We start from the raw sequence: 23,676 nt of genomic DNA on the forward strand, positions 1-23,676 counted from the left end.
GCCTAGCGGCAGTGACGGCCTGGACACACCCCGATGAACCCGATTCCGGCGTGTTCACTCCATCCCGGTGATGACGACGTGCAGCCGCCGCGGGCCGTGGACGCCCTCGACCCGGTCGAGCTCGATGTCGCTGGTGGCGGAGGGACCGCTGATCCAGGTCAGCGGCCGGAGCGGGTCCAGGCGGGCGATCGCGTCCGGCACGGCGGCCACGACCTGGTCCGGGCGTACGACGCAGATGTGCAGGTCCGGCAGGAGCGAGACGGCCCGGCGACCCTGATCGGGTGAGCCGTCGAGCACGATGGTGCCCGTCTCGGCCACCGCCACCGCCGCCGCGGTCAGCACGGCGTCGGCGTCGTGCTCGTCGTCGACCAGCTCGGCGCCGGAAGGCACCCAGGCGGGGTCGACCCCGGGCGGCACGACCAGCCGGCCCGGGTTCAGCGACGCGACGACGGCCGCGACATCGCAGCCGCGGTGCACCACGGCTTTGTAGTCCACGAGCCGGTCGATCAGCAGCCCCAGGTCGGCCGGCACGCTACCGGCCGGACGGTACGCGCGGGGCACCTCCGGCACGCTGGCGCCGCCCAGGGCGGATCGGATCCGGCCCAGGATCAGGTCGCGGCTGCTCATCGCCCGGCCCACCAGTCGCGGAAGGTCTCCGGCGGCGGATCCGGCAGGTCGCGGCTCGCCGTCCAGCCGTTCAGCGGCGGCGGCAGGTGAGTGACCCGCCGGGTCAGCTTCGCCGCATGCTGCGCGCGGGCGTAGAGGGCGGGTCGGTCCATCGTGTACGCCGCGGCCGCCATCGCGATCCGCTCGCTGCGCGCATGCGGCGCCTGGTTCCGGAGGTGAACCAGGATGGAGGGGATGTCGATCTTCACCGGGCAGGCGTCGAAACACGCGCCGCAGAGCGAGGACGCGTACGGCAGGGAGGCGTTGTCCGCCACCCCGGTGAGCTGCGGCGACAGCACGGCTCCGATCGGACCCGGGTACACCGACCCGTACGCGTGGCCGCCCGTACGCTCGTAGACCGGGCACACGTTCAGGCAGGCCGAGCACCGGATGCAGTGCAGGGCCTGCCGCCCCACCTCGTCGGCGAGCACGGCGGTGCGCCCGTTGTCCAGCAGCACCAGGTGGAAGCTCTGCGGCCCGTCGCCCGGCGTCACCCCGGTCCACATCGACGTGTACGGGTTCATCCGCTCCCCGGTCGAGGCCCGTGGCAGCAGCTGCAGGAACACCTCGAGGTCGCGCCACGTGGGCACCACCTTCTCGATGCCCATGACGGTGATCAGCGTCTCCGGCAGGGTCAGGCACATCCGGCCGTTGCCCTCGGACTCCAGCACGGCGAGGGTGCCGGTCTCCGCGACCGCGAAGTTGGCGCCCGAGACCGCCACCCGGGTGCTCAGGAACGTCTCGCGCAGATACCGGCGGGCCGCGGCGGCGAGCGTCGCCGGGTCGTCGGTCAGCCCGGGGTCGACGCCCGGCATCTCCCGGAGGAAGATCTCGCGGATCTCCGAACGGTTGCGGTGGATCGCCGGAACCAGGATGTGACTCGGCCGGTCGTGTCCCAGCTGGACGATGAGCTCGGCCAGATCGGTCTCGACCGGCGCGATCCCGGCGGCCTCGAGCGCCTCGTTCAGCCCGATCTCCTGGGTGGCCATCGACTTCACCTTGATGACCCGTTCGTGGCCGGTGGCCCGGACCAGGTCGGTGACGATCCGGTTGGCCTCGTGGGCGTCGGCCGCCCAGTGCACCACGCCGCCCGCCGCGGTCACCCTCTCCTCGAGCTGTTCGAGCAGCTCGGGCAGGCGCGCCATGGTGGCGGCCTTCAGCGCCGAGCCGGCGGCCCGGAGCTCCTGCCAGTCGGGCAGCTCAGCGATCACCGCACCGGACTTGCGACGGATGGTGCCGGTGGCGTGGGCGAGGTTGCGGCGCAGCTGGTCGTCGGCGAGCGCCTTGCGGGCGGCTTCCGGGAAAGGCTCTTCGCCGCGCAGGTGGCCCACCCCGCGCGGCGCGGTCGCCGGCATGCCGAGAAACGTACGGCTCATGAGCGCTCCTCCGTGGCGGCGAGGATCTCGGCCAGGTGAACGGTACGCACCTTCGCGTCCATGCGGGACAGTCCGCCGCCGATGTGCATGAGGCAGGAGGAGTCGCCGGCCGTACAGACCTCGGCACCCGTCTCCAGCACGTGACGCATCTTGTCGGCGAGCATCGCGGTGGAGGTGTCCGCGTTCTTGATCGCGAAAGTGCCGCCGAAGCCGCAGCACTGCTCGGCGCCGGGCAGCTCGACCAGCTCGAGGCCGCGGACGTGGCGCAGCAGCCGCAGCGGCTTGTCACCGACCCGGATCATCCGCAGCGAGTGGCAGGTCGGGTGGTACGTGACCCGGTGCGGATACCACGCGCCGACGTCCTCGACCCCGAGCACGTCCACCAGCAGTTCCGACAGCTCGTACGTCCGCGACGCCACGTCCTCGGCCCGGGCTGCCAGCGATCCGTCCCCCGCCGCCCGGGCGACCATCGCGTGCTGGTGGCGTACGGATCCGACGCACGAGCCCGAGGGCGCCACCACCACCTCGTACGGGGCGAAGGTGCGCACGTGGCGGCGTACCAGAGGAAGCGCATCCCGCTGATAGCCGGTGTTGATGTGCATCTGGCCGCAGCACGTCTGACCCGGCGGGAAGACCACCTCGTGCCCGAGGCGCTCCAGGAGCTGAACGGTGGCCTTGGCCGCCGCGGGGAACAGGGTGTCGGCCAGGCAGGTCACGAAGAGAGCTATCCGCACGTCAGACTCCCCACCCGGCGCTCGGCCGCCCGCCACGCGGCCTCGTCGCCGCGCGGCTCGTAGCGCACGATCTCCTGAGTCTCCCGCAGGAGGACCCGCAACGCCGAGAGGTCGCCGCCGATCGCACCGGCCGCGCGCGCCTGGACGAGCACGTTGCCCAGGGCCGTGGCCTCGACCGGGCCGGCCAGCACCGGCAACCCGCAGGCGTCGGCGGTGAGCCGGCAGAGCAGCTCGTTGCGCGCCCCTCCACCGACGATGTGCACCGCGTCGACGTGCCGGCCGGACAACTCCTGTGCCTGACGCACCGCCCGTCGATGCGCCAGCGCGAGGCTGTCCACGACGCAGCGGACGATCGCGGGCGGCTCCAGCTCACGCCCGGCCTGCCGGCAGATCCGCCGCACCATGTCGCCGGGCGGGAGGAACGCCGGGTCGTCGAGGTCCACCACGGCACCGAACGCCGGCTGGGCCGCCGCCGCCCGCAGCAGCCCGGCCAGGTCGGGCTGCCCCCATTCGCGCAGGCACTCCTGCAGCGGCCAGAGGCCCATCACGTTGCGCAGATACCGGATCGTGCCGTCGACGCCGCCCTCGTTGGTGAAGTTGGCGAGCCGGGACGCCTCGGTGAGCACCGGGGCGTCCAGCTCCACCCCGACGAGCGACCACGTGCCGCAGGAGACGTACGCGAAATGCTCCGATGCGGCCGGCACCCCCACCACCGCCGACGCCGTGTCGTGGGAGCCCACGGCGATGACGTCGGTCGCTCCGAGTCCCAACTCTGGCAGCACCCGGCCGATCTTCTCTCCCGGGCGTCGCAGTGCGGGGAAGAGCGCGGGACGGATGCCCAGCGTCTCCATCAGCCCCGTCGCCCAGGTTCCCGACCGCACGTCCAGCAGCTGGGTGGTGGACGCGTTGGTGATCTCGGCGCCCGGCTCGCCGGTTAGCCAGTAGGCGATCAGGTCGGGAATCATCAGCAACCGCCGTGCGATCTCCAGCTGGGGCGTCCCGACGGCCGCCAGGAGCTGGTAGATCGTGTTGAACGGCAGCTTCTGCAGCCCGGTGACGGCGTAGAGCTCCTCCTCGGGAACCGTTGCGGCGACGCCGTCGGTGCGGGCGTCGCGATAGTGCACCGGGTTGCCGAGCAGCGCGCCGGTCGCGTCCAGCAGGCCGTAGTCGACCGCCCACGAGTCGATGCCGATGCCGTCGACCGGGCCGGCCCGGCGCAGCCCGTCCAGCACGCCCCGATAGAGCGCGAGGATGTCCCAGTGCAGCGTGCCGCCGGCTCGTACGGGATCGTTCGGGAAGCGGTGCACGGCGGTCAGCTCGAGCCGGCCGGAACCGGCGCGGCCGGCCATGACCCGGCCGCTGGACGCGCCGAGGTCGACGGCCGCGAAGGTCTTCACCGCAGGAACGCAGCCGCGACGCCGGCGTCCACCGGGATGTGCAGGCCCGTGGTGTGCGACAGCTCGCCGCCGGTCAGCACGAAGACCGCGTTGGCCACGTGCTCCGGCAGCACCTCGCGCTTGAGCAGAGTGCGTTGCGCGTAGAACTCACCCAGCTTCTCCTCCGGTACGCCGTACACGGCTGCTCGCTGGGCGCCCCAGCCGCCGGCGAAGATGCCGGAGCCGCGTACGACGCCGTCGGGGTTGATGCCGTTGACGCGGATGCCGTGCGCTCCGAGCTCGGCGGCGAGCAGCCGGACCTGATGCGCCTGGTCGGCCTTGGCGGCGCCGTACGCGACGTTGTCCGGGCCCGCGAACAGCGAGTTCTTGCTGGAGATGTAGACGATGTCGCCGCCCATGCCCTGGCCGATCATCACCCGGGAGGCGGCCCGCGACACGAGGAAGGAGCCCTTGGCCATCACGTCGTGCTGCAGGTCCCAGTCGGCCTCGGTGGTCTCCAGCAGCGGCTTGGAGATCGACAGGCCGGCGTTGTTGACGATCAGGTCCACCCCGCCGAAGGCGAGGACGGCCTGCTGGACCGCCGTGGCTACGGCAGTCTCGGACGTCACGTCGGCCTCGACGGCCACGGCCATGTCGGGACCGCCGATCTCGGCGGCCACCGCGGCGGCGGAGGCGGCATCGCGGTCGGCGACCACCACGCAGGCTCCTTCGGCGGCGAGCCGCAGCGCGATGGCCCGCCCGATGCCCGATCCACCGCCGGTGACCAGGGCGATCCGGGTCGCCAGCGGCATCGGCTTCGGCATGCGCCGCAGCTTGGCCTCCTCCAGCGCCCAGTACTCGATCCGGAACTTCTCGGACTCGTCGATCGGCGTATAGGTGGAGACCGACTCCGCGCCGTGCATGACGTTGATCGCGTTGACGTAGAACTCGCCGGCGACCCGGGCGGTCTGCTTGTTCGCGCCGAAGCTGAACATCCCGACGCCCGGGACCAGCACGATCGCCGGGTCGGCACCCCTCATCGCGGGACTGTCCTGGGTGGCGTGCCGCTCGTAATAGGCCCGGTAGTCCTCCCGGTAGGCCGCGTGCAGCTCCCTGAGCCGGGCTTCGACCTCCCCCAGCGGCGCGTCGGGCGCGGTGTCCAAGACCAAGGGCTTCACTTTGGTACGCAGAAAGTGGTCGGGACAGGAGGTGCCGAGCGCAGCCAGCTCGGGCATCCGTACGCGTCCCACGAAATCGAGCACCACGTCGCTGTCGGTGTAGTGCCCCACCTGCGGCCGATCCGTCGACGCGAGTCCGCGCAGGAGCGGGAAGAGCGCGGCCGCCCGTTCCCGCCGGGCGTCCACACGCAGCGGCGCGTGCACCAGTGCCCCGAACGGCTCGGCCCGCCCGTGCCCGGCCAGGTACGCCGCCGCGGTGTGGATGATCTCCAGCGACCGTGCCTCGCACTCGTCGCTGGTAGCGCCCCACGCCGTGATCCCGTGCCCCCCGAGGATCACTCCGATCGCCTGCGGATTGGCGCGCTGCACGGCGGCGATGTCGAGGCCGAGCTGGAAACCCGGCCGGCGCCACGGCACCCAGAGCACCCGGTCGCCGAAGATCTCCTTGGTCAGCGCGGGCCCGTCGGCGGCGGTGGCGAGCGCGATGCCCGCGTCCGGGTGCAGGTGGTCGACGTGCGCGGCCTCGACCAGGCCGTGCATGGCCGTGTCGATCGAGGGGGCCGCCCCGCCGCTGCCGTGCAGGCAGTAGCCGAACGCGGCGACCATCTCGTCCTCGCGCTCGACGCCCGGGTAGACACCGGTGAGGGCCCGGAGCCGGTCCAGGCGCAGCACCGCGAGCCCCGCCTCGGTGAGGGTGCCCAGGTCGCCGCCGGAGCCCTTGACCCAGAGCAGGTCGACGGGCGTGCCGGTGACCGGATCGGTCGCGCTGCCCTTGGCGGACGTGTTGCCGCCCGCGTAGTTCGTCGTGCGCGGGTCGGCGCCGAGGCGGTTGCTTCGACCCAGAAGCTCGCTCACTGCGGCGTGCGGCATGGCCATCCTTCGCTCGCTCTGAAACGTTTCATGAATGTCCAGCAGGCTACGGCGGCGCCGAGATCCCGGTCAATAGGTTCGGCCTCAGAGAGCGCGCGGACGGGACACCGTGGACGCCCGCGCCACCAGCTCCGGCACGAAGGAGAGCTGCTGGTGCCGGTGCTGCGGGTCGGTCGCCTCGTCGAGCACCAGCCTCGCCGCCGCCCGGCCGAGCTCCTGGCGCGGCTGGCGTACCGAGGTCAGTGGCACCGCGGCCGCCGCGGCGAACTCGATGTCGTCGAAGCCCACGATGGCCAGGTCGTCCGGCACCCGCATCCCGGCGCCGATGACCTGCTGCAGCAGGCCGAGCGCGAGCAGGTCGTTCGCGCAGAAGGCCGCGGTGGGCCGCCGCCGGGCCGGGATGCCCGCGAGCCGCTCCCCCGCCGAGCGCCCCTCGGCCACGGTCAGGGCGGCGGTCGGCAGGTGAATCAGGTCCTCGGGCCGCAGCCCCAGCTCGGCCCAGATCTGCCGCGCCCCCTCGAGCCGCTCGCGCACCTGGCCGAGGCTCTCCGGGCCGCCGACGACCGCGACCCGGGTGTGGCCCAGCTCGGCGAGGTGCTCCGCGGCGATCCGGCCGCCCAGCACGTCGTCGACGGCGACGGAACAGAAGGCGCCGCCGGCACCGACCCGGTCCACGATGACGATCGGGATGCCGCGGCGTCCGATCTCCGCCAGGTGCGGCGCCCCGGGATCGACCGGCGTGATCAGCACACCCTGCACCCGCTGCTGCACGAGGCGGTCGAGGTGCACGGCCTCCCGGTCGGCACGCCCGTTGCTGTTGCAGATGAACAGCGACAGGTCGGCGCTCTCGGCGGCGAGCTCGATGCCCTGCGCCACGTCGTGGAAGAACGGGTTGCTGCCGTCGAGCATCACGTACGCGAGGGTCCGGCTCGTTCCCGCGCGAAGCTGGCGCGCCGACTCGTTGCGGACGAAGCCCAGCTCGGCCATCGCCCGCTCGACCCGCTCGCGGGTCGCCGGGCTGACCACCTCGGGGCGGTTCATCACGTTCGAGACGGTGCCCAGGGAGACGCCCGCGGTAGCGGCGACGTCCTTGACGGACGGGCTCCTGCCGTTGGCCACCGCACACTCCCCCTTTGAAACGTTGAGGGTGCATCTTAGCCCCATCGTTTCGGGTGAATGCTTGACACGTGTGATCGGCGCCACCTACCTTCGTGGCACGGCGTCTGAAACATTTCAACCCGTCCGGAGGTGGCCGTGAGCGCCCTGCTCGATGTGCGCGACGTGACCAAGTCCTTCGGTGCGGTGGCCGCCGTCCAGGGTGTCAGCTTCTCCCTCCTCGGCGGCGAGGCGCACGCCCTCGTCGGCGAGAACGGCGCCGGCAAGTCCACCATCGTCAAGATGCTCGCCGGCGTGCACCGGCCCGACACCGGCACCCTGGCGGTCAACGGCGTGGAGACCGAGTTCGCCGGCCCGGCCGCCGCGAAGGCCGCCGGCATCGCCGTCATCTACCAGGAGCCGACGCTCTTCCCCGACCTCTCGGTCGCCGAGAACATCGCGATGGGCAACCCGCCGCTGACCCGGCTCCGGCAGGTCGACCGCAAGGCGATGACCGCGACCGCACACCGGCTCTTCACGCGGCTGGGCGTGCACATCGACCCGGGTCGTCCCGCGCGCGGACTGTCCATCGCCGACCAGCAGCTGGTCGAGATCGCCAAGGCCCTGTCCAGCGAGGCGCGCATCCTGGTCATGGACGAGCCGACCGCGGCGCTCAGCGGCGTCGAGGTGGACCGGCTCTTCGCCGTCACCCGGGCGCTGCGCGACGAGGGCGCCGCGATCATGTTCATCTCGCACCGGTTCGAGGAGATCACCGCCCTCTGTCAGCGGGTCACGATCATGCGCGACGGCCGGCACGTCTGCACCGAGCCGGTCAGCGAGCTCAGCGTGGACGACATGATCCGCCGCATGGTCGGGCGCGACCTCAGCGCGCTGTATCCCAAGCAGGAAGCAGCCGTCGGCGAGACCGTCCTGGAGGTCGAGGGGCTGAGCCGCGAGGGCGTCTTCCGCGACATCGGTTTCACGGTCAGGGCCGGCGAGATCGTCGCCCTGGCGGGCCTGGTCGGCGCCGGCCGCTCCGAGGTGATGCAGGCGGTGTTCGGCGTCGACCGCTACGACCGGGGCACCGTCCGCTTCCTCGGACGGAAGCTCAAGCCCGGCTCCCCGCGCGCCTCCATGGCGGCCGGGATGGGTCTGGTGCCCGAGGACCGCCGTCAGCAGGGCCTGGTCATGGAGCTGTCGATCGAACGCAACGTCACCCTGCCCCGCTCTCGAGCCCTGGCCAAGCTGGGCCTGCTGCTCGGCGGCTCCGAGCGGCGCGAGGCGGCGACCTGGACGCGGCAGCTGCAGACCAAGTTCGGCCGGCTGTCCGACCCGGTCGGCACGCTCTCCGGCGGCAACCAGCAGAAGGTCGTCCTCGCCAAGTGGCTGGCCACCGGGCCGAAGCTGCTCATCGTGGACGAGCCCACCCGCGGCATCGACGTCGGCACCAAGGCCGAGGTGCACCGGCTGCTGTCCGAGCTGGCGGCACGCGGGCTCGCCGTCGTCATGGTCTCCTCCGAGCTCCCCGAGGTGCTCGGCATGGCGGACCGCATCATCGTCCTGCGCGAGGGCCACGTCGCCGCGCGCCTCACCCGCGAAGAGGCCACCGAGGAGGCCGTCATGTACGCGGCGATGGGACAGCCACGATGACCGCCGCGCTGGCCACCACCCCACCGAAGCGCCGCGCCGGCGGGCTGGTGAAGACCCGGGAGCTGGGGATCATCCTGGCCCTGGCGGTGCTCGTCGGCTACACCGCGGTCAGCAATCCGCGCTTCCTGTCCGGGCAGAGCATCCGCGACATCCTGCTCAACACGGCGATCCTCGCGGTCATGGCGGCCGGGCAGGCGGTCGTCGTCATCAGCCGCAACATCGACCTGTCCGTCGGCTCGGTGCTGGGGCTCAGCGCCTTCACCGTCGCGACGATGATGAGCGCGAACCCGGGCCTGCCGATGGTCGTGGCGGTCCTGGCCGGCCTCGCGGTGGGGGCGATGGCCGGCGTGGTCAACGGCGTACTGGTCCGCTTCGGCCGGGTGCCCGCGCTGGTGGTCACCCTCGGCACGCTCTACATGTATCGCGGCATCACGTACTCGTGGGCCGGCGGGCAGCAGGTCAATGCCGACGAGCTACCCCGGCACTTCCTGCGTTTCGCCAATGCCTCGATTGCGGGCGTACCGTGGCTGGTCCTGATCGCCCTGGTCGTGGTCGGCGGCGTCTCGCTGATCATGCGAAACTACCGGGTCGGCCGCGAGCTGTACGCGATGGGCTCCAGCCCCCAGGCCGCGGAGCTCGCCGGCATCCGCGTCGCCCGCAACCTCCTCGGCGCGTTCACCGTCAGCGGCGCCCTCGCCGGACTGGCCGGGGTGCTGTTCGCCGCCCGTTTCGGCACCGTCGACGCGGCCGCCGGCACCGGGTACGAGCTCAACGTCGTGGCCGCGGTGGTGGTCGGCGGCGTGGCCGTCTTCGGCGGCAGCGGCACGGTGTGGGGCGCGGGCCTCGGCGCCCTGCTGCTCACGGTCATCGGCAGCGCCCTGGCCGTCCTCGACATCAACCAGTTCTGGCAGCAGGCCATCGTCGGCGCGCTGATCATCCTCGCCATCTGCGCCGACCGCCTGGTCGCGGTCCGCATCGCCCGCTCCCTGAGGAAGAGGGACAGCCATGTCTAGGCGGCTCGCGAGCTGGGACAGCATCATCATCCTTCTGACGCTCGTAGTGCTCGTGGTGGCGTCCGTGGCCGTACCCAACTTCGGGACCAGCCGCAACTTCACCTTCCTCGTCCTCGACCTGATGCCGATCGTGCTGGTCGCGCTGACCATGACCTTCGTCATCGTGACCGGCGAGATCGACCTCTCGGTGGCCAGCACGCTGGGCCTGACCAGCTCGCTGATGGGCTGGTTCTGGAACCACGGCCTGTCGATCGAGACGATCATCCCACTCTGCATCGTGGTCGGCGCGGTCCTCGGCGCCTTCAACGGCTTCCTGGTGACCGGACTGGGCCTGCCCTCGCTGGCGGTCACGATCGGCACGCTCGCGCTCTACCGCGGTCTGGCCTTCGTGGTGCTCGGCGATGGCGCGGTCGCCGATTTCCCGTGGAACTACACCGGCTGGGTCACCGGGACGATCGGCGGAGGTGCCGTGCCGAACGTGCTCATCCTGATCGTCGCCCTGGCCGTGGTCGCCGGGGTCGCGTTGCACGCGACCCCCTTCGGCCGCTCGCTCTACGCGATCGGGGCCAACGCCCAGGCCGCGCATTTCTCCGGCATCCGGGTTGCCCGCACCAAATTCTGGCTGTACGTGGCCAGCGGCGCGATCGCCGGCCTGGTGGGCGTGCTGTGGACCCTGCGCTACTCCAGCGCCCGCGCGGACAACGGCTCGGGTCTGGAGCTGGCGGTCGTCGCCGCGGTCCTGCTCGGCGGCGTCTCGATCTTCGGCGGCCGGGGCACGCTGCCCGGCGTGCTCGCCGGTGTGCTCCTGCTCGCCGCGCTGCAGAACGCCCTGCGCCTGCAGGACGTGTCGGGTCAGGCCCTCAACATCGTCACCGGTGCCCTCCTGGTCCTCTCCGTCCTGCTGCCCAACATCGCCTCGTCTCTGCGCACCACATGGCATCGGCGGAGACTCCGCCAGGCCGCCGCTCACTGATTTCCCCGTCCTCACAGGAGTTCGTCATGCTTCGTTCCCCCCGTCGGCTACTGACCGCAGCCAGCGCCTCACTCCTCGTCCTGGGTCTCGCCGCCTGCGGCGGCACCACCAAGGACAGCGCCTCGTCGAACGGCGGCGCGGCGGCCCAGGGCGGCGCCTCCGCCGACCCCAACGCGAAGATCAAAGAGGGCCTGAAGATCGCGTACCTGCCCAAGCAGCTGAACAACCCGTACTCGGACGTGGAGACGAGCGGCGGGAAGGTGGCGGTCGGCGAGCTCAAGGGCGAGTACAAGCTGGTCGGTCCGAACGACGCCAGCGCCTCCTCGCAGGTCAGCTACATCAACACGCTGATCCAGCAGCAACAGGACGTGATCGTGGTGGCGGCCAACGACCCCAACGCGGTCTGCCCGTCGCTCAACCAGGCCCGGCAGGCGAAGATCAAGGTGGTGTCCTTCGACTCGGACGCCTCCAAGGACTGCCGCGACGCCTTCATCAACCAGGCCACCACCCAGGGCATCGGCGAGAGCCTCGTGAAGATGGCCAACGAGCTGGCCGGCGGCGAGGGCGAGATCGCGGTCCTCTCGGCCACCCCGAACGCCACCAACCAGAACGCGTGGATCGAGGTGATGAAGAAGGAGCTGGCCAAGCCCGAGAACAGCAAGCTCAAGCTGGTCAAGATCGCGTACGGCAACGACGACGATCAGAAGTCGTTCCAGGAGGCGCAGGGCCTGCTGCAGTCGTACCCGAATCTGAAGGTCATCGTCTCCCCCACCACCGTGGGCATCGCCGCGGCCTCGCGCTACGTCAGTTCCTCGAACTACAAGGGCAAGGTCGCGATCACGGGCCTGGGCCTGCCCAACCAGATGCGCGAGTACGTCAAGGACGGCACGGTGAAGAAGTTCGCCCTGTGGAACCCGGCCGACATCGGCTACCTGGCCGCGTACGCCGGCGCCGCGCTCGCCTCCGGCCAGATCACCGGCAAGGAGGGCGAGAAGTTCACCGCCGGAAAGCTCGGCGAGTACACGATCGGCGCGGACGGCGAGATCGTCCTCGGCCCGCCCACCGAGTTCACCGCCCAGAACATCGACCAGTTCCACTTCTGAGAGCAGGGATCCCATGGCTGACCTGGCCGCCGTCAAGCGGGCACTCGCCGCGCAGCGGATCGAGACCCCGTCGTGGGCCTTCGGCAACTCCGGCACCCGGTTCAAGGTCTTCGCACAGCCCGGCGTGCCCCGCAACCCGCAGGAGAAGATCGCCGACGCCGCCGTCGTGCACCGGTTCACCGGCGTCGCGCCGACGGTCGCCCTGCACATCCCCTGGGACAGGGTGGACGACTACCGCGAGCTCGCCGACTACGCGGGCTCCCTCGGAGTAGGCATCGGTGCGATCAACACCAACGTGTTCCAGGACGACGACTACAAACTCGGCTCGGTGACCAACCCGGACGCCGGCGTCCGCCGCAAGGCGACCGACCACCTGCTCGAGGCCGTCGACATCATGGACCGGACCGGGTCCCGCGATCTGAAGCTGTGGTTCGCCGACGGCATCAACTACCCTGGCCAGGACGACCTGCGCCACCGCCAGGACCGGCTCGCCGCGGCGCTGCGCGAGGCGTACGACCGCCTGGGCGAGAACCAGCGCATCCTGCTCGAGTACAAGCTCTTCGAACCCGCCTTCTACGCCACCGACGTCCCGGACTGGGGTACGTCGTACGCGCACTGCCTCGAATTGGGCGAGAAGGCGACGGTCTGCATCGACACCGGCCACCACGCGCCGGGCACCAACATCGAGTTCATCGTGGCGTTCCTGCTGCGGCAGAAGAAGCTGGGCGCCTTCGACTTCAACAGCCGCTTCTACGCCGACGACGACCTCATGGCCGGGGCAGCGGACCCGTTCCAGCTCTTCCGCATCATGTACGAGATCGTCCGCGGCGACGCGCTGGATCCGGCGTACGGAATCACCTTCATGCTGGACCAGTGCCACAACATCGAGACGAAGGTGCCCGCCATCATCCGCTCGGTGCTCAACATCCAGGAGGCGACCGCGAAGGCACTGCTGGTGGACCGGGACGCCCTGGCCAAGGCACAGAACGACGGCGACGTGCTCGAGGCGAACGCGGTGTTCATGGACGCGTACAACACCGATGTGCGGCCCCTGCTCGCGGAGGTGCGCGCGGACATGGGCCTGGATCCGGATCCGGCGGCCGCCTATCGGCGCAGCGGCTACCAGGAGAAGATCGTGGCGGAGCGCGTCGGCGGCGAGCAGGCCGGCTGGGGCGCCTAGCCCTCGGCCAGCCAGGCGACCAGGCGGCCCTTCGACCAGCAGCGGCCGACGGCCTCGACGCGCACATCCGGCCCCGCGAACACCGCCAGGCCGATGATGCTGTGGCCGGAGGCGCGGCGATCACCGAACGTGGGTATCGCGGGCGCGACCCCGACCCCCTCGACGGACACCCACGCCACGGCCCGGTGGGCCGCCACTTCGTCGAGGCGGTGCAGGAAGCGCAGGCGGCTCTCGAGCGGGAATTGCGACAGCGTCCACGTCGTGGTGATGACGGGCAGCGCGCCGTCAGGCACCCGGGCAAAGGCCTCGGGCAGCGTTTCGAGGGCGTCCCCTTGCAGCAGCACCGGAGGAGCCGTCGCCGCCAGCGCGATCTCCGCCTCGAGCCGCGCGATGCCCTCCGGCTGGTCGGGCGGGAGGCAGGCGCGTAGCCATCGGGCCTCGTCCGCGTCGGTCACGTCGACCGGATGGAGGTCGACGCCGAGCCGGGCGACGACCTCGGGCACCGCCCGCGACGGGACAGCCCATTCCCTGACGATCGAAGCCGACATCTGTACGGGAGACGACCGGTCGCCCAGCGACAGCCCGTTGCTGTACGTGATGCCGACCCGATCGACCTGGAGATTGAACCCTGCCGAGCAGCCGACGTCGATCAGCCCGACGGCCGTCGCACCGGCCCGGTGCGCCGCCTCGGCGATGGCCGGATACAGCACGGCGCAGCGTCCGGTCTCGTCGCTCCGTACCCGTCGGCGCGCGGCTGTGGCCGCGACCGTGTCGGTCTTCTGCACCAGCGTGTCGATCGCCGCGCGGGCGGCAGCTTCGCCGTCCCCGGCGGCATAGGCCTCGGCGAGCGCGGGGGCCTCTCCGGCGAGAGCGAGGTCGCGCAGGGCGGCGAGGATCAGCGCGGGGTGCCGTTTGCGGCCGGGTGCCTTCTCGATGGCGCGCAGCGCCTCGCCGGACTCGCTCAGGGCGACGGCGACCCGCTCGTACAGCGGCGATGTGCCGGCGGCGTCGACCTCACCGAAGCGCCGGTAGACCTGAGCGAGTGGCATCCCGGGGATTCTAGGAGGTCTCGCGGGCCGGCGCGGCCCGCGAGACACCCCTTCAGACGGCGTGCGGTGGGGGCGGGGCGGCGCCGGTCATGATGGCGACCGCCTCCGACATGGAATGCGACTTCGGGGTGATGACCGTCGCCCGGCGGCCCAGGCGCTGGATGTGGATCCGGTCCGCCACCTCGAAGACGTGCGGCATGTTGTGGCTGATGAGGATCACCGGCAGGCCGCGGTCGCGGACGTCGCGGATGAGCTGGAGCACGCGATTGCCCTCCTTGACGCCGAGCGCCGCCGTCGGCTCGTCGAGGATCACCACCTTGCTGCCGAAGGCCGCCGATCGGGCCACCGCCACGGCCTGGCGCTGGCCGCCGGAGAGGGACTCCACCGCCTGGCCGATGTTCTGCAGGGTGCCGATGCCCAGCTCCGACATGTGCCGCCTGGCCTCCGAGCGCATGTGCTTGCGGTCGAGCATCCGGAACACCGAGCCGAGCGGGCCCGAACGCCGCTGCTCGCGGCCCAGGAACAGGTTGTCGGCGATGTCCAGGCCGGGCGCCACGGCCAGGGTCTGGTACACGGTCTCGATGCCGGCCTCGCGGGCCTCCATCGGGTTGCGGAAGTGGACCTGTCGCCCGTCGAGATGGATCTCGCCGCTGTCCGGGATGAGCGCCCCGGACAACGCCTTGATCAGGCTGGACTTGCCGGCGCCGTTGTCGCCGATGACCGCGAGGATCTCGCCCGGGTAGAGCTCGAGGTCGCTGCCGTCGATCGCCACGACCCGGCCGTACCGCTTGGTGAGCCCGCGGGCCTGCAGGACAGGAGTAGCCCCGTTGCCGTTCACGACTGCACCTCCATGTCATGCCCTCCTGGCCCTTGCTTCGCTGCGGTGCAGTCGGTCATGACTTGACCTTCCTGATCCACTGGTCGAGAGAGACGGCCACGAGGACGAGCAGGCCGATGGCGAAGCCCTGCCAGACGACTTCGACGCCGGCGAGCTGGAGGCCGTTGCGGAAGACGCCCACGATCAGGGCGCCGATCAGCGTGCCCAGGACGCCGCCGCGACCACCGAAGAGGCTCGTGCCGCCGAGCACCACGGCGGTGATCGAGTCGAGGTTGTAGTCGACGCCCACGTTGGGGCTCGCCGAGGCCAGCCGGCCGATGAGGATCCAGCCGCCGATGGCGTAGAGCAGGCCGGCGAGCGTGTACACCGAGAACAGCACCCGGTTGGTACGGATACCCGCGAGCCGCGCGGACTCGATGTCGTCACCGGTCGCGTACACGTGCTTGCCCCACGCCGTGGAGCTCAGCGCGTAGTAGAAGACCGCGAAGAGCAGCAGCATGATGATCGAGCCGTAGGTGAGCCGGAAGCTGCCGATGGGGATCGTGGTGCCGGTCCACGTCATGAGCGACGGCATGTCGGAACCGCGTACCGTCTCGCTCTTGGAGACCACCGCGTTGAGCGAGAAGAAGATGGTCAGCGTGCCGAGCGTGACGATGAACGGCGGCAGCTTGATCCGGGTCACCAGGAAGCCGTTGAGTGCTCCCATGGCCGTGCCGCAGGCGAAACCGAGCACCAGCGCGATGAGGCCGGGCATGCCCAGCTTGGTGCAGAAGTTGGCCATCAGGATCGAGGAGAAGACCGCGATGGCGCCCGCCGCCAGGTCGATGCCGGCGGTGAGGATCACCAGCGTCTGGCCGAGCGCCAGGGTCGCGATGACGGTCACCTGGGCCAGCACCAGCGAGAGGTTCGCCGCCGAGAAGAAGCGAGCGTTGAAGAGCGAGAAGGCGATGATCGCGACGATCAGGACGGCCAGCGGGCCGAGCACCGGATTACCGTGCAGGATGTGCTGGATGCGCAGGCCGAGCGAGTCGTGCCGGTTGACGTCGAAGTCGGGCGATGCGGTCTCGGTTGCGGTCGCCATGGTCAGCCCCAGCAGTTCTGCTTGCCCCACGCGGAGTCCTTGGCCTCCACGCCGGCTTGCGGTTGATCGGTGATCAGCTGGACACCGGTATCGACGAAGTCCTTGCCCTCGGTCGCCTTCGGCTTCTCGCCGTTCTTGGCGAACTTGGCGATGGCTTCGACGCCGAGCGACGCCATCTTGAGCGGGAACTGCATGGAGGTCGCGCCGATGACGCCCTTCGCGACGTTGTCGACGCCGGGGCAGCCGCCGTCGATCGAGACGATGGTGACGGCCTTGTCCTTGCCGGCCGCCTTCAGCGCCTGGTACGCCCCGGCCGCCGCCGGCTCGTTGATGGTGTAGACGAGGTTGATCGACGGGTCCTTCTGGAGCAGGTTCTCCATCGCCGTACGGCCCTTGTCCTCCGCGCCGTCGGTCACGTCATGGCCGACGATCCGCGGGTCGTTCTCGTCGCCGATCTTGTTGGCGTCGCCGACCTGAATGCCGAAGCCGTCGAGGAATCCCTGGTCGCGCTTGACGTCCACGGAGACCTGGTTGGCGTTGAGGTCGAGCATCGCGATCTTCGCCTGCTTGCCCTCCTTCTCGAACTTGGCCTTCGCCCACTGTCCGATGAGCTTGCCGGCCTGGTAGTTGTCGGTGGCGAAGGTAGCGTCGACGGCATTGGCCGGATCGGTGGGCGTGTCGAGCGCGATGACGAGCATGCCCTGCTGCCTCGCCTTGTCGATGGACGGCACGATGGCCTTCGAGTCGCTGGGCGTGATGAGGAAGCCCTTGGCGCCGGCGGACATCAGGCTCTCGATCGCCTGCACCTGCGCCTCGTTGTCACCGTCCTGCTTGCCGGCGAACGACTGCAGCTTCAAACCCTGCTGTGTCGCGGCCTGCTGCGCCCCCTCCTTCATCTTGACGAAGAACGGGTTCGTATCGGTCTTGGTGATCAGGCCGGCGATCTCGCCGCCGCCCGACCCACCGCCCCCGTCGTCACCGCCGCACGCCGCCGTGCCGAAAAGTAACGCCGTGGCGGCCAGTGCGGGACCGAGTCGACCTCGCCTGATCAGCGTTGATCCACGCATGTCTCCTCCAAATCGATTTAGCAGGAATCCAGAGACAACGTTGTCTTGCAGTAGACGACTCGGGGGATCGACTGTCAACAATTAGTTTCCAGTTCATTGCAATCAGTGATCATCAGCGCCAGGGGGAGAGATGGGGCGGCCCACGATGAACGACGTCGCCCGGAGCGCGGGCGTCAGCCTCAAGACCGTGTCCCGGGTGGTCAACGGCGAGAGCACGGTGGACCCCGCGCTCGCCGCCCGGGTCCGGGCCGCCGTCGCCATGCTCGGCTACCGGCCCAACCTGGGCGCGACCATGCTGCGCCGCAACGACCGGCGTACGCGCACGATCGGGCTGCTGCTCGAGGACGTGAGCAACCCGTTCTCGGCGGCCGTGCACCGGGCGGTCGAGGACGAGGCGCGGGCCCGCGGCGTCCACGTCCTCACCGGCAGCCTCGACGACGACCCGGTCCGGGAGCGCGACCTCGCCGGAGCGTTCGCACGACGGCACGCCGACGGCCTCATCGTGGCGCCGACCGCTCCGGATCAGGGCTACCTCGCCCGCGAACTCCAGCCCGACATCCCCGTCGTGTTCGTCGACCGGCCCGCCGCCGGCTACCGCGGAGACACGGTGCTGGCCACTAATCGCTCCGGGACGGCCCAGGCCGTCCGGCACCTGATCGCCCACGGGCACCGCCGGATCGCCTTCCTGGCCGACGCCCCGCGAATAGCCACCTCGCGCAGCCGTCGGCTCGGTTACCGGGACGCGATGCGCGACGCGGGACTGCCGGTCTGCGAGGCGGTCGAGCCGGGGCGGGGCGTACAGGCGGCGACGCCGGCCCTGCTGACCCTCGAGGACCCGCCGACCGCCCTGTTCACCGCCCAGAACCTGATCACCATCGGCGCGGTGCGGGCCCTGCGGCGCCTCGGCCTGCACCGCCGGGTGGCCCTGGTCGGCTTCGACGACTTCCCCCTCGCCGACCTGCTCGATCCCCCGGTCACCGTGGTCGCCCAGGACCCGGCCGCGATGGGCCGGGCGGCGGCACGGGCGCTCTTCGAGCGCATCGACGGGCACACAGCGGAACCGCGCGAGATCAGCATCCCGACGATGCTGATCCCGCGCGGTTCGGGAGAGCTGCGGCCTACGGGAAGTTGGTGACCGTCACCGGCACGGTCGCCGTGCCCTGAGCCGCGCCGCCGGTGTTGTTGACGACGTGGTCGATGACCCCGACCCCGCCCAGCGAGACCGTGAAGACGTTGTGCAGCCGCACCCCACCGTTCACCGGCACCTCGAAGCCGCGGTCCGAGTGCACCTGCGGGTTGACGTTGAAGTAGCAGTAGCTGCCCATCGCCCACGCCTCGTGGCTCGTGACGTTGTCCGCCACCTTGTACGCCGCGTACCCGTTGGCACCCGAGCGCCACGCCGCGTTCGACGGCGGGTCGTACGGCTGCTCGTTCTGCAGGAAGTACGTGCGGCCGCCGTTGCCGTTCCAGATGACCTCGTACTTCTGGTAGTGCTCGACGAAGAGCCCGTACGCGATGACGTTCTGACCGTTCACGATCAGGCCGGTGTCGGCGGTGTTGACCGTCCAGCCGTACGTGCCGGCGTTGCCGTGGTCGGCGCGCCACGCCCAGATGTGGTCGATGATCGTGTTGCTGCTGTTCACCAGCAGGCTGTTGGTGGCCTTGCCGGCGATCGAGCCGCCGATCCGGAAGAACACGTCCTGGATCGTGGTCGGGTTGCCGGCGTGGTTGGCCGAGGACCCGTTCGGGCCGACCACCAGCAGGTTCGCCGAGTTGCTGGTGCCGGCGTCGAAGAGCAGGCCGGCGACCTTCACGCCGTCCACGTCGGCCACCTGCATCGGCGTGACGCCGCCGTCCGGGATGATCGTCGCGTAGCCGAGGCCGAGCACGACCGTGTTGGCGCGGGTCACGTTGATCGTCTGGTTCACGTGGTAGACGCCCGGCTGGAAGATCAGGTTCAGGCCCTGCGCCAGCGCCTGGTTGATCGTCGCGGCCGAGTCACCGGGCTTGGCCACGTAGAACTGGCTCAGCGGGATGCTGGTGCCCGGGGTGTTGCCGTTGACCCAGGTCGCGCCCGAGGCGTTCTGCTGCAGGTTCGGCACGAAGACCGCGTACTGACCGCCGGACTGGTAGAGGTACGGCTTCTCCCGGATCGCCGGCGCGGTGCCGATCGTCGTGTACGGCGGGTTCGGGAAGCTCGACGCCGGAGCACCCTGCACGCCGACGAAGGTCTGGTTCCACACCGCGTTGAGGCTGGAGCCGATCTGGCTGTTGCGGGTGAACCACTGCTGCTGCGAGTACTGCTGCTCCGAGCCGCTGATCCGCGAGTCGGCGATGTAGCCGCCGGACGCCCAGCCGTACCCGTTGGGGGCGAGGTTGAGGTCGCCGTGCACGTCCATCCGGCGGAACGGCGCCGCCTGCGACACGGCCCACCGGTCGGCGCCGTTGACCGGGTAGACGGACAGGTTCTCGACCGACCGCCAGAAGTTCTGCGTCGCGTTGCCCTGGAACCAGCCCGCGTCGACGGTGATGTCACCGTTGATCCGTGTGTCCTGCGGGTTCTGGCCGAGGCCGAGCACCGAGGTGTAGAAGCCGACCTGGATGTTGAGGCCGTTGTACGTGCCCGGCTTGAAGGCGAGGACGTACCGCTGGAGGCCGAACTGGTTGGACTCCTGCTGGCGGAAGATGGTGTCGGCCTGGCTCTGGATGGACGCCGAGGACATCGACGGGTCGAAGACGATGACGTTCGCGCCGAGGCTGCCGCCGCCCGGGATGGTCGGGTCGGTGGTGCCGCCGCCGAAGACCTTGAACTCCCAGAGCGAGTAGCCGTAGGGGGTCGCCCGTTCCGTGCCGTACATGCGCACGTACCGGGCGGTGGCGCTGACGGAGACACTCTGGGTGCCGAGCTGACCGGCGAGCGCCGCGCTGGCGTCGGTCCAGGTCGAGCCGTTGGTGGACGTCTGAATCTTGAAGGTCTTCGCGTACGCCGCCTCCCAGTTCAGCTCCACGCGGGTGATCGCGGAGCTGGCGCCGAGGTCGACCTGGAGCCACTGCGGGTCGGCGAAGGCGGAGGACCAGCGGGTGCCGGTGTTGCCGTCGACCGCCGCCGAGGCCGGGTAGACGCCCGGGTTCTCCGACGACGAGGCGGTGGCGGGCTTGCCCTGGGAGAGCAGCGTCTCGGCGGCATGTGCGGCGAGCGTCGTGAACGCGCCGAACGCCGTGACGACGGCGACGACCAAGCCGCCGGCGGCACCGAGGCGCCACCGGCGGCGGGATCGGGGGATGACTGCGGGGACGGTCATGGCATCTCCTGGTACGGAGGGACCGGACGCGCGGGGTTCGCGTCCGGAGTGCCTCGCCGCGGGAAACGGAGCCGGTCTCACGCGGCGAGGACGAAGCCGGGGAAAGCTCCGTACGGGGAAGGCGATCCTGAGAGAGCGCTCCCCGTGGTGAGGACGCTAAGTTCGTTACGTCGATGTGTCAAAGGTTCGGCGAACTGATTACACCAGCGGTTCCGGAACCGGTTCCGCCTTACGGTTGGTCCCGATCCGGTCCCTCACCCGCGAACCGCTGACATCAACCCCTCGCACCGTCCACTATCGAGCCGCCATCACCGCTGCGACCTGGGCATTCGTGATTCGGGCGCCGCTCCCGAAGGCTCCGCCGCGACGGTGCCGGGCGGCGACGGATAACGCTTTTTGCGCAGCCATTGACGTGCCCGAATGAGCTGTTTCGAGGAGGACGGGCTTACCCGGCAATCCGGCCATCCGCACCCCTTACAGTGGCGGTATGCGGCTGGTGCTGACGACCGACACCCACGTCCCGAAACGAGCCCGCGACCTCCCGCCCGACCTGTGGGCCGCGATCGACGCGGCGGACGTGGTGATCCATGCGGGCGACTGGGTCGACGCCGCGATGCTGGACGCGCTCGAGGCCCGCTCCCGCCGGTTGATCGCCTGCTACGGCAACAACGACGGGCCCGCCCTCCGCGCACGCCTCCCGGAGGTCGCCCGGGCGGACCTCGAAGGCGTACGGCTGGCGGTGATCCACGAGACCGGCGACGCCAAGGGCCGGGACCAGCGCTGCGCGGAAGCCTTCCCCGACACGGACGTCCTGGTGTTCGGCCACTCGCACATCCCCTGGGACACGACGGCGCCCGGGGGACTGCGGTTGCTCAACCCCGGCTCACCCACGGATCGGCGCCGGCAGCCGCACTGCACTTTCATGACGGCGACGATCGCGGGCGGCCGGATCTCGGAGGTGGAGCTGCACCGCGTGGCCCGAGCCTGACCAGGACCACCTTCGTTGACGGCGTGCCTCATATTGAGCGACATGAGATCACGAGTGTGGGCCCCGGTGGCCGCCGTCGTGGCGGTCACCGTGGTGGGTCTGGCGGCTCCGGCTCAGGCTGCGCCCGCCTATCCGCGGGCCGACGGACGCTGCGTCGACCGGACCGGCGTGCTGGGCGCCGCGCTGTGCAAGAAGATCACCACGATCCTCCTGCGCGACGAGAAGGCCACCTCCGACGAGATCGCGGTCGCCGTCGTCCCCACCACCGGGGACGAGAGCATCGAGGCGTGGAGCACGGGGCTCTTCAACACCTGGGGCGTCGGCAAGAAGGACCGCAACAACGGGGTTCTGCTCGTCGTGGCGATCGACGACCACACCGTGCGGCTGGAGACCGGCCGTGGCGCCGCCGACCGGCTCAGCGACGGCGAGGCCCAGCGGATCATCGACGAGGTCGTCACGCCGCCCTTCGCCGAGGACGACTATCCCCGGGGCGTCCTGTCCGGCCTCGATGAGGTACGCGGCGCTCTCGGCCACAGCATCCCTGCGAACGCCCGGCTGACGTCGCTGGCACCGGCGACGCGTCCCACCGCGGCGGACGAGTCGGACGGCACCACCACCACGACCGGTGACGAGTCCTTCTTCAGCGGCGATGATCCCGGGTTCACCGAGGAGAGCGACGACGACTCGCTGCCGATCGGGATCTTCGCGGTCGGCGCCCTGTTCGTGCTCGTCCTGCTCGCGATCGGCATCGGCCGCGCCTCGGCCTCGTCGCCCGCTTCCGCCGGTCCGGCGGGCACGGCGAGTAACCGGCGGCGGTCACACCACGACTCGGTGCACCACGCCACCTGGATGGCCGGGAGCTTCGGCTCCACCAGCTCGAACAGCTCCTCGGGTTTCGACTCCAGCTCCAGCTCCAGCTCCAGCTTCGGGGGCGGCAGCTCCGACGGCTCCGGCGCGTCGGGGAGCTGGTGATGGCTCAGATCAGCCGTACCGGGCCCGCATCGATCGGTACGCGGAACAGCGAATAGGGATAGCGCCGCAGGTCACGCCCGTTCTGGTACGTGGCCTGCCGGTGCAGCTGGTTGGCGGTGACGTACACGTACCCGTCCGTCACCGACATGGTGTCGGTCCACAGCAGCCGCGGGTCGTGCACGAGCGTCTCCATCGTCCCGTCCGCCAGCCGCCGCAGGATGGCGTTGTGCTCGGGATTCGTCAGGTAGAAGCGGCCCTGGTCGTCGGTCTCCAGGCCGTCCGAGACACCACCCTTGTCCCCTTCGTCCACCACCGTCGCCGCCACCTCGTCGTCGCTCACGTCCCGGTCGACGAGGGCGTCCGTGGAGACGCTGTACCAGTGCCGGGACATCAGGGGGCAGTAGTAGAGCCGCGAGCCGTCGGCGGCGATCGCGATGCCGTCCGCGCCCATGGTGACCGGCTCGGGCGGCCCGTCCGCGGGGCGTTCCAGGAACGGCGCGCCCTCCACGACGGGCAGGAAGTCCGGCGGCCGCTCCGCCTTGGTGGACGGGTGGTCGTGCAGGCGCCGCCAGGCCGTCCCGCTTCTCAGGTCGACCACGATGATGCCGTTCGGGCCCCGGTCCGACGAGTCGGTGATGTACGCGACCTTGCGCCGCAGGTCGAACCGCACATCGTTGAGATAGGTGGTGGGCAACACCGACGTGCGGTCGAAGCAGATCGTGTGCACCACGGTGTCGGTGGCGAGGTCGATGCAGACCAGCTTGGGGCCACCGACCTGCGTGTCCTCGAACATCGGCGAGCCGGTGTCGAGAACCCAGAGCCGGTTCGCCGGGTCGACCACGACGCTCTGCACGGACACGAACGCCCTCGGGTCGTCGTTGCCGGCCGGAGTGTTGTGCGCCTGGTCGGGATAGGCGACGACGCTGCCGTCGCGCAGCTCACCGACGGTGAAGACGACCTCGTCGCCCCATTTCGGGAAGTTCACGAAGATCCGGCCGCCGGCCGACACGGCGACGCCGGTGGGCATCGGGCCGCAGTCGAACGTGTGCACCGTCTCCAGCGAGCCGATGGGCTCGGCGGCGGGTTGGTCGATCATCGGAAGCGGATACCCCCGGCGTCACCCGCTGAAACAGACGGAACGAGCCCGGCTGGAGCCGGGCCCGTT

General features: G+C 70.5%; 20 protein-coding genes. 8 read left to right on the forward strand and 12 right to left on the reverse strand.

The features are described from left to right. Positions 1-54 precede the first annotated feature (54 nt). From ACIBO8_RS36535 to ACIBO8_RS36560, 6 genes are all read right to left on the reverse strand, one after another. On the reverse strand, positions 55-627 hold the full coding sequence (locus ACIBO8_RS36535) for a lactate utilization protein C (RefSeq protein WP_396120103.1): 573 nt from the start codon (positions 625-627) through the stop codon (positions 55-57). Then, positions 624-2,042 (reverse strand): lactate utilization protein B, encoded by a 1,419-nt coding sequence (locus ACIBO8_RS36540; RefSeq protein ID WP_396120104.1) that lies wholly within the window; start codon positions 2,040-2,042, stop codon positions 624-626. The genes ACIBO8_RS36535 and ACIBO8_RS36540 overlap by 4 nt, the downstream gene beginning before the upstream one ends. After that, entirely contained in the window at positions 2,039-2,776 is a 738-nt protein-coding gene (locus ACIBO8_RS36545; RefSeq protein ID WP_396120105.1) for a (Fe-S)-binding protein, read from the reverse strand. Before ACIBO8_RS36545 ends, ACIBO8_RS36540 begins: the two co-directional genes overlap by 4 nt. After that, positions 2,767-4,173, reverse strand: a complete 1,407-nt coding sequence (locus ACIBO8_RS36550) for a rhamnulokinase family protein (protein WP_396120106.1) — start codon at positions 4,171-4,173, stop codon at positions 2,767-2,769. Before ACIBO8_RS36550 ends, ACIBO8_RS36545 begins: the two co-directional genes overlap by 10 nt. Next, entirely contained in the window at positions 4,170-6,200 is a 2,031-nt protein-coding gene (locus tag ACIBO8_RS36555; protein ID WP_396120107.1) for a bifunctional aldolase/short-chain dehydrogenase, read from the reverse strand. The genes ACIBO8_RS36550 and ACIBO8_RS36555 overlap by 4 nt, the downstream gene beginning before the upstream one ends. An 84-nt stretch (positions 6,201-6,284) precedes the next feature. Then, entirely contained in the window at positions 6,285-7,319 is a 1,035-nt protein-coding gene (locus tag ACIBO8_RS36560; protein ID WP_396120108.1) for a LacI family DNA-binding transcriptional regulator, read from the reverse strand. Positions 7,320-7,454: 135 nt separating this feature from the next. Here ACIBO8_RS36560 and ACIBO8_RS36565 point away from each other — a divergent pair, with 135 nt between their 5' ends. From ACIBO8_RS36565 to rhaI, 5 genes are read left to right on the forward strand one after another with little or no spacing between them, the layout of a single operon-like run. Continuing rightward, a complete protein-coding gene (locus tag ACIBO8_RS36565; RefSeq protein WP_396120109.1) occupies positions 7,455-8,945 on the forward strand; it encodes a sugar ABC transporter ATP-binding protein in 1,491 nt (496 codons plus the stop codon). Then, entirely contained in the window at positions 8,942-9,958 is a 1,017-nt protein-coding gene (locus ACIBO8_RS36570; protein WP_396120110.1) for an ABC transporter permease, read from the forward strand. Before ACIBO8_RS36565 ends, ACIBO8_RS36570 begins: the two co-directional genes overlap by 4 nt. Beyond that, positions 9,951-10,931, forward strand: coding sequence for an ABC transporter permease (locus tag ACIBO8_RS36575; RefSeq protein ID WP_396120111.1), 981 nt, complete (start codon positions 9,951-9,953; stop codon positions 10,929-10,931). Before ACIBO8_RS36570 ends, ACIBO8_RS36575 begins: the two co-directional genes overlap by 8 nt. Positions 10,932-10,957: 26 nt before the next feature. Beyond that, a complete protein-coding gene (gene rhaS, locus ACIBO8_RS36580; protein WP_396120112.1) occupies positions 10,958-12,034 on the forward strand; it encodes a rhamnose ABC transporter substrate-binding protein in 1,077 nt (358 codons plus the stop codon). Positions 12,035-12,047: 13 nt separating this feature from the next. Continuing rightward, complete coding sequence (rhaI, locus tag ACIBO8_RS36585; RefSeq protein WP_396120113.1) at positions 12,048-13,214, forward strand: L-rhamnose isomerase; 1,167 nt, start codon at positions 12,048-12,050, stop codon at positions 13,212-13,214. Here the strand turns inward: rhaI and ACIBO8_RS36590 are convergent. Genes ACIBO8_RS36590 through ACIBO8_RS36605 form a run of 4 tightly spaced genes read right to left on the reverse strand, consistent with a single transcriptional unit; the run spans position 13,211 to position 17,249 of the window. Further along, entirely contained in the window at positions 13,211-14,263 is a 1,053-nt protein-coding gene (locus tag ACIBO8_RS36590; protein WP_396120114.1) for a DUF2332 domain-containing protein, read from the reverse strand. The genes rhaI and ACIBO8_RS36590 overlap by 4 nt on opposite strands. Before the next feature lie 52 nt (positions 14,264-14,315). After that, the gene (locus ACIBO8_RS36595) at positions 14,316-15,101 is read right to left on the reverse strand and encodes an ATP-binding cassette domain-containing protein (RefSeq protein WP_396120115.1); all 786 of its coding nucleotides are present in this window, start codon (positions 15,099-15,101) and stop codon (positions 14,316-14,318) included. A 55-nt stretch (positions 15,102-15,156) separates the two neighbouring features. Beyond that, positions 15,157-16,212: an ABC transporter permease gene (locus ACIBO8_RS36600; protein ID WP_396120116.1), complete on the reverse strand. Its 1,056-nt coding sequence runs from the start codon at positions 16,210-16,212 to the stop codon at positions 15,157-15,159. After that, the gene (locus tag ACIBO8_RS36605; protein ID WP_396120117.1) at positions 16,185-17,249 is read right to left on the reverse strand and encodes a sugar ABC transporter substrate-binding protein; all 1,065 of its coding nucleotides are present in this window, start codon (positions 17,247-17,249) and stop codon (positions 16,185-16,187) included. Before ACIBO8_RS36605 ends, ACIBO8_RS36600 begins: the two co-directional genes overlap by 28 nt. 145 nt (positions 17,250-17,394) lie before the next feature. On the opposite strand from ACIBO8_RS36605, the gene ACIBO8_RS36610 reads away from it, so the two are divergent. Then, complete coding sequence (locus tag ACIBO8_RS36610; RefSeq protein ID WP_396120118.1) at positions 17,395-18,384, forward strand: LacI family DNA-binding transcriptional regulator; 990 nt, start codon at positions 17,395-17,397, stop codon at positions 18,382-18,384. Here the strand turns inward: ACIBO8_RS36610 and ACIBO8_RS36615 are convergent. Next, complete coding sequence (locus ACIBO8_RS36615; RefSeq protein ID WP_396120119.1) at positions 18,368-20,551, reverse strand: discoidin domain-containing protein; 2,184 nt, start codon at positions 20,549-20,551, stop codon at positions 18,368-18,370. The two genes, ACIBO8_RS36610 and ACIBO8_RS36615, sit on opposite strands and share 17 nt — an antisense overlap. 487 nt (positions 20,552-21,038) lie before the next feature. Here ACIBO8_RS36615 and ACIBO8_RS36620 point away from each other — a divergent pair, with 487 nt between their 5' ends. Then, positions 21,039-21,539 carry a metallophosphoesterase family protein gene (locus ACIBO8_RS36620; protein WP_396120120.1) on the forward strand — a complete coding sequence of 167 codons (501 nt, stop codon included), beginning with the start codon at positions 21,039-21,041 and terminating at the stop codon, positions 21,537-21,539. A 42-nt stretch (positions 21,540-21,581) separates the two neighbouring features. Continuing rightward, complete coding sequence (locus ACIBO8_RS36625) at positions 21,582-22,511, forward strand: TPM domain-containing protein (RefSeq protein WP_396120121.1); 930 nt, start codon at positions 21,582-21,584, stop codon at positions 22,509-22,511. A gap of 4 nt (positions 22,512-22,515) precedes the next feature. Here ACIBO8_RS36625 and ACIBO8_RS36630 read toward each other — a convergent pair whose 3' ends face one another. Further along, positions 22,516-23,607 (reverse strand): L-dopachrome tautomerase-related protein, encoded by a 1,092-nt coding sequence (locus ACIBO8_RS36630; protein ID WP_396120123.1) that lies wholly within the window; start codon positions 23,605-23,607, stop codon positions 22,516-22,518. Positions 23,608-23,676: the final 69 nt, after the last annotated feature.

Origin of the sequence: Actinoplanes sp. NPDC049681 (genome assembly GCF_044465265.1) — a bacterium.
GTDB lineage: Bacteria > Actinomycetota > Actinomycetes > Mycobacteriales > Micromonosporaceae > Actinoplanes.

Excerpts from the sequence above, each read along its gene's own strand:
- ACIBO8_RS36555 (WP_396120107.1), bottom strand. The coding sequence starts at position 6,200 with ATGCCGCACGCCGCAGTGAGCGAGCTTCTGGGTCGAAGCAACCGCCTC.
- ACIBO8_RS36615 (WP_396120119.1), bottom strand. The coding sequence starts at position 20,551 with ATGACCGTCCCCGCAGTCATCCCCCGATCCCGCCGCCGGTGGCGCCTC.
- ACIBO8_RS36625 (WP_396120121.1), top strand. The coding sequence starts at position 21,582 with ATGAGATCACGAGTGTGGGCCCCGGTGGCCGCCGTCGTGGCGGTCACC.
- ACIBO8_RS36535 (WP_396120103.1), bottom strand. The coding sequence starts at position 627 with ATGAGCAGCCGCGACCTGATCCTGGGCCGGATCCGATCCGCCCTGGGC.
- ACIBO8_RS36620 (WP_396120120.1), top strand. The coding sequence starts at position 21,039 with ATGCGGCTGGTGCTGACGACCGACACCCACGTCCCGAAACGAGCCCGC.
- ACIBO8_RS36610 (WP_396120118.1), top strand. The coding sequence starts at position 17,395 with ATGAACGACGTCGCCCGGAGCGCGGGCGTCAGCCTCAAGACCGTGTCC.
- rhaI (WP_396120113.1), top strand. The coding sequence starts at position 12,048 with ATGGCTGACCTGGCCGCCGTCAAGCGGGCACTCGCCGCGCAGCGGATC.
- ACIBO8_RS36570 (WP_396120110.1), top strand. The coding sequence starts at position 8,942 with ATGACCGCCGCGCTGGCCACCACCCCACCGAAGCGCCGCGCCGGCGGG.
- rhaS (WP_396120112.1), top strand. The coding sequence starts at position 10,958 with ATGCTTCGTTCCCCCCGTCGGCTACTGACCGCAGCCAGCGCCTCACTC.
- ACIBO8_RS36605 (WP_396120117.1), bottom strand. The coding sequence starts at position 17,249 with ATGCGTGGATCAACGCTGATCAGGCGAGGTCGACTCGGTCCCGCACTG.
- ACIBO8_RS36630 (WP_396120123.1), bottom strand. The coding sequence starts at position 23,607 with ATGATCGACCAACCCGCCGCCGAGCCCATCGGCTCGCTGGAGACGGTG.
- ACIBO8_RS36575 (WP_396120111.1), top strand. The coding sequence starts at position 9,951 with ATGTCTAGGCGGCTCGCGAGCTGGGACAGCATCATCATCCTTCTGACG.
- ACIBO8_RS36540 (WP_396120104.1), bottom strand. The coding sequence starts at position 2,042 with ATGAGCCGTACGTTTCTCGGCATGCCGGCGACCGCGCCGCGCGGGGTG.
- ACIBO8_RS36590 (WP_396120114.1), bottom strand. The coding sequence starts at position 14,263 with ATGCCACTCGCTCAGGTCTACCGGCGCTTCGGTGAGGTCGACGCCGCC.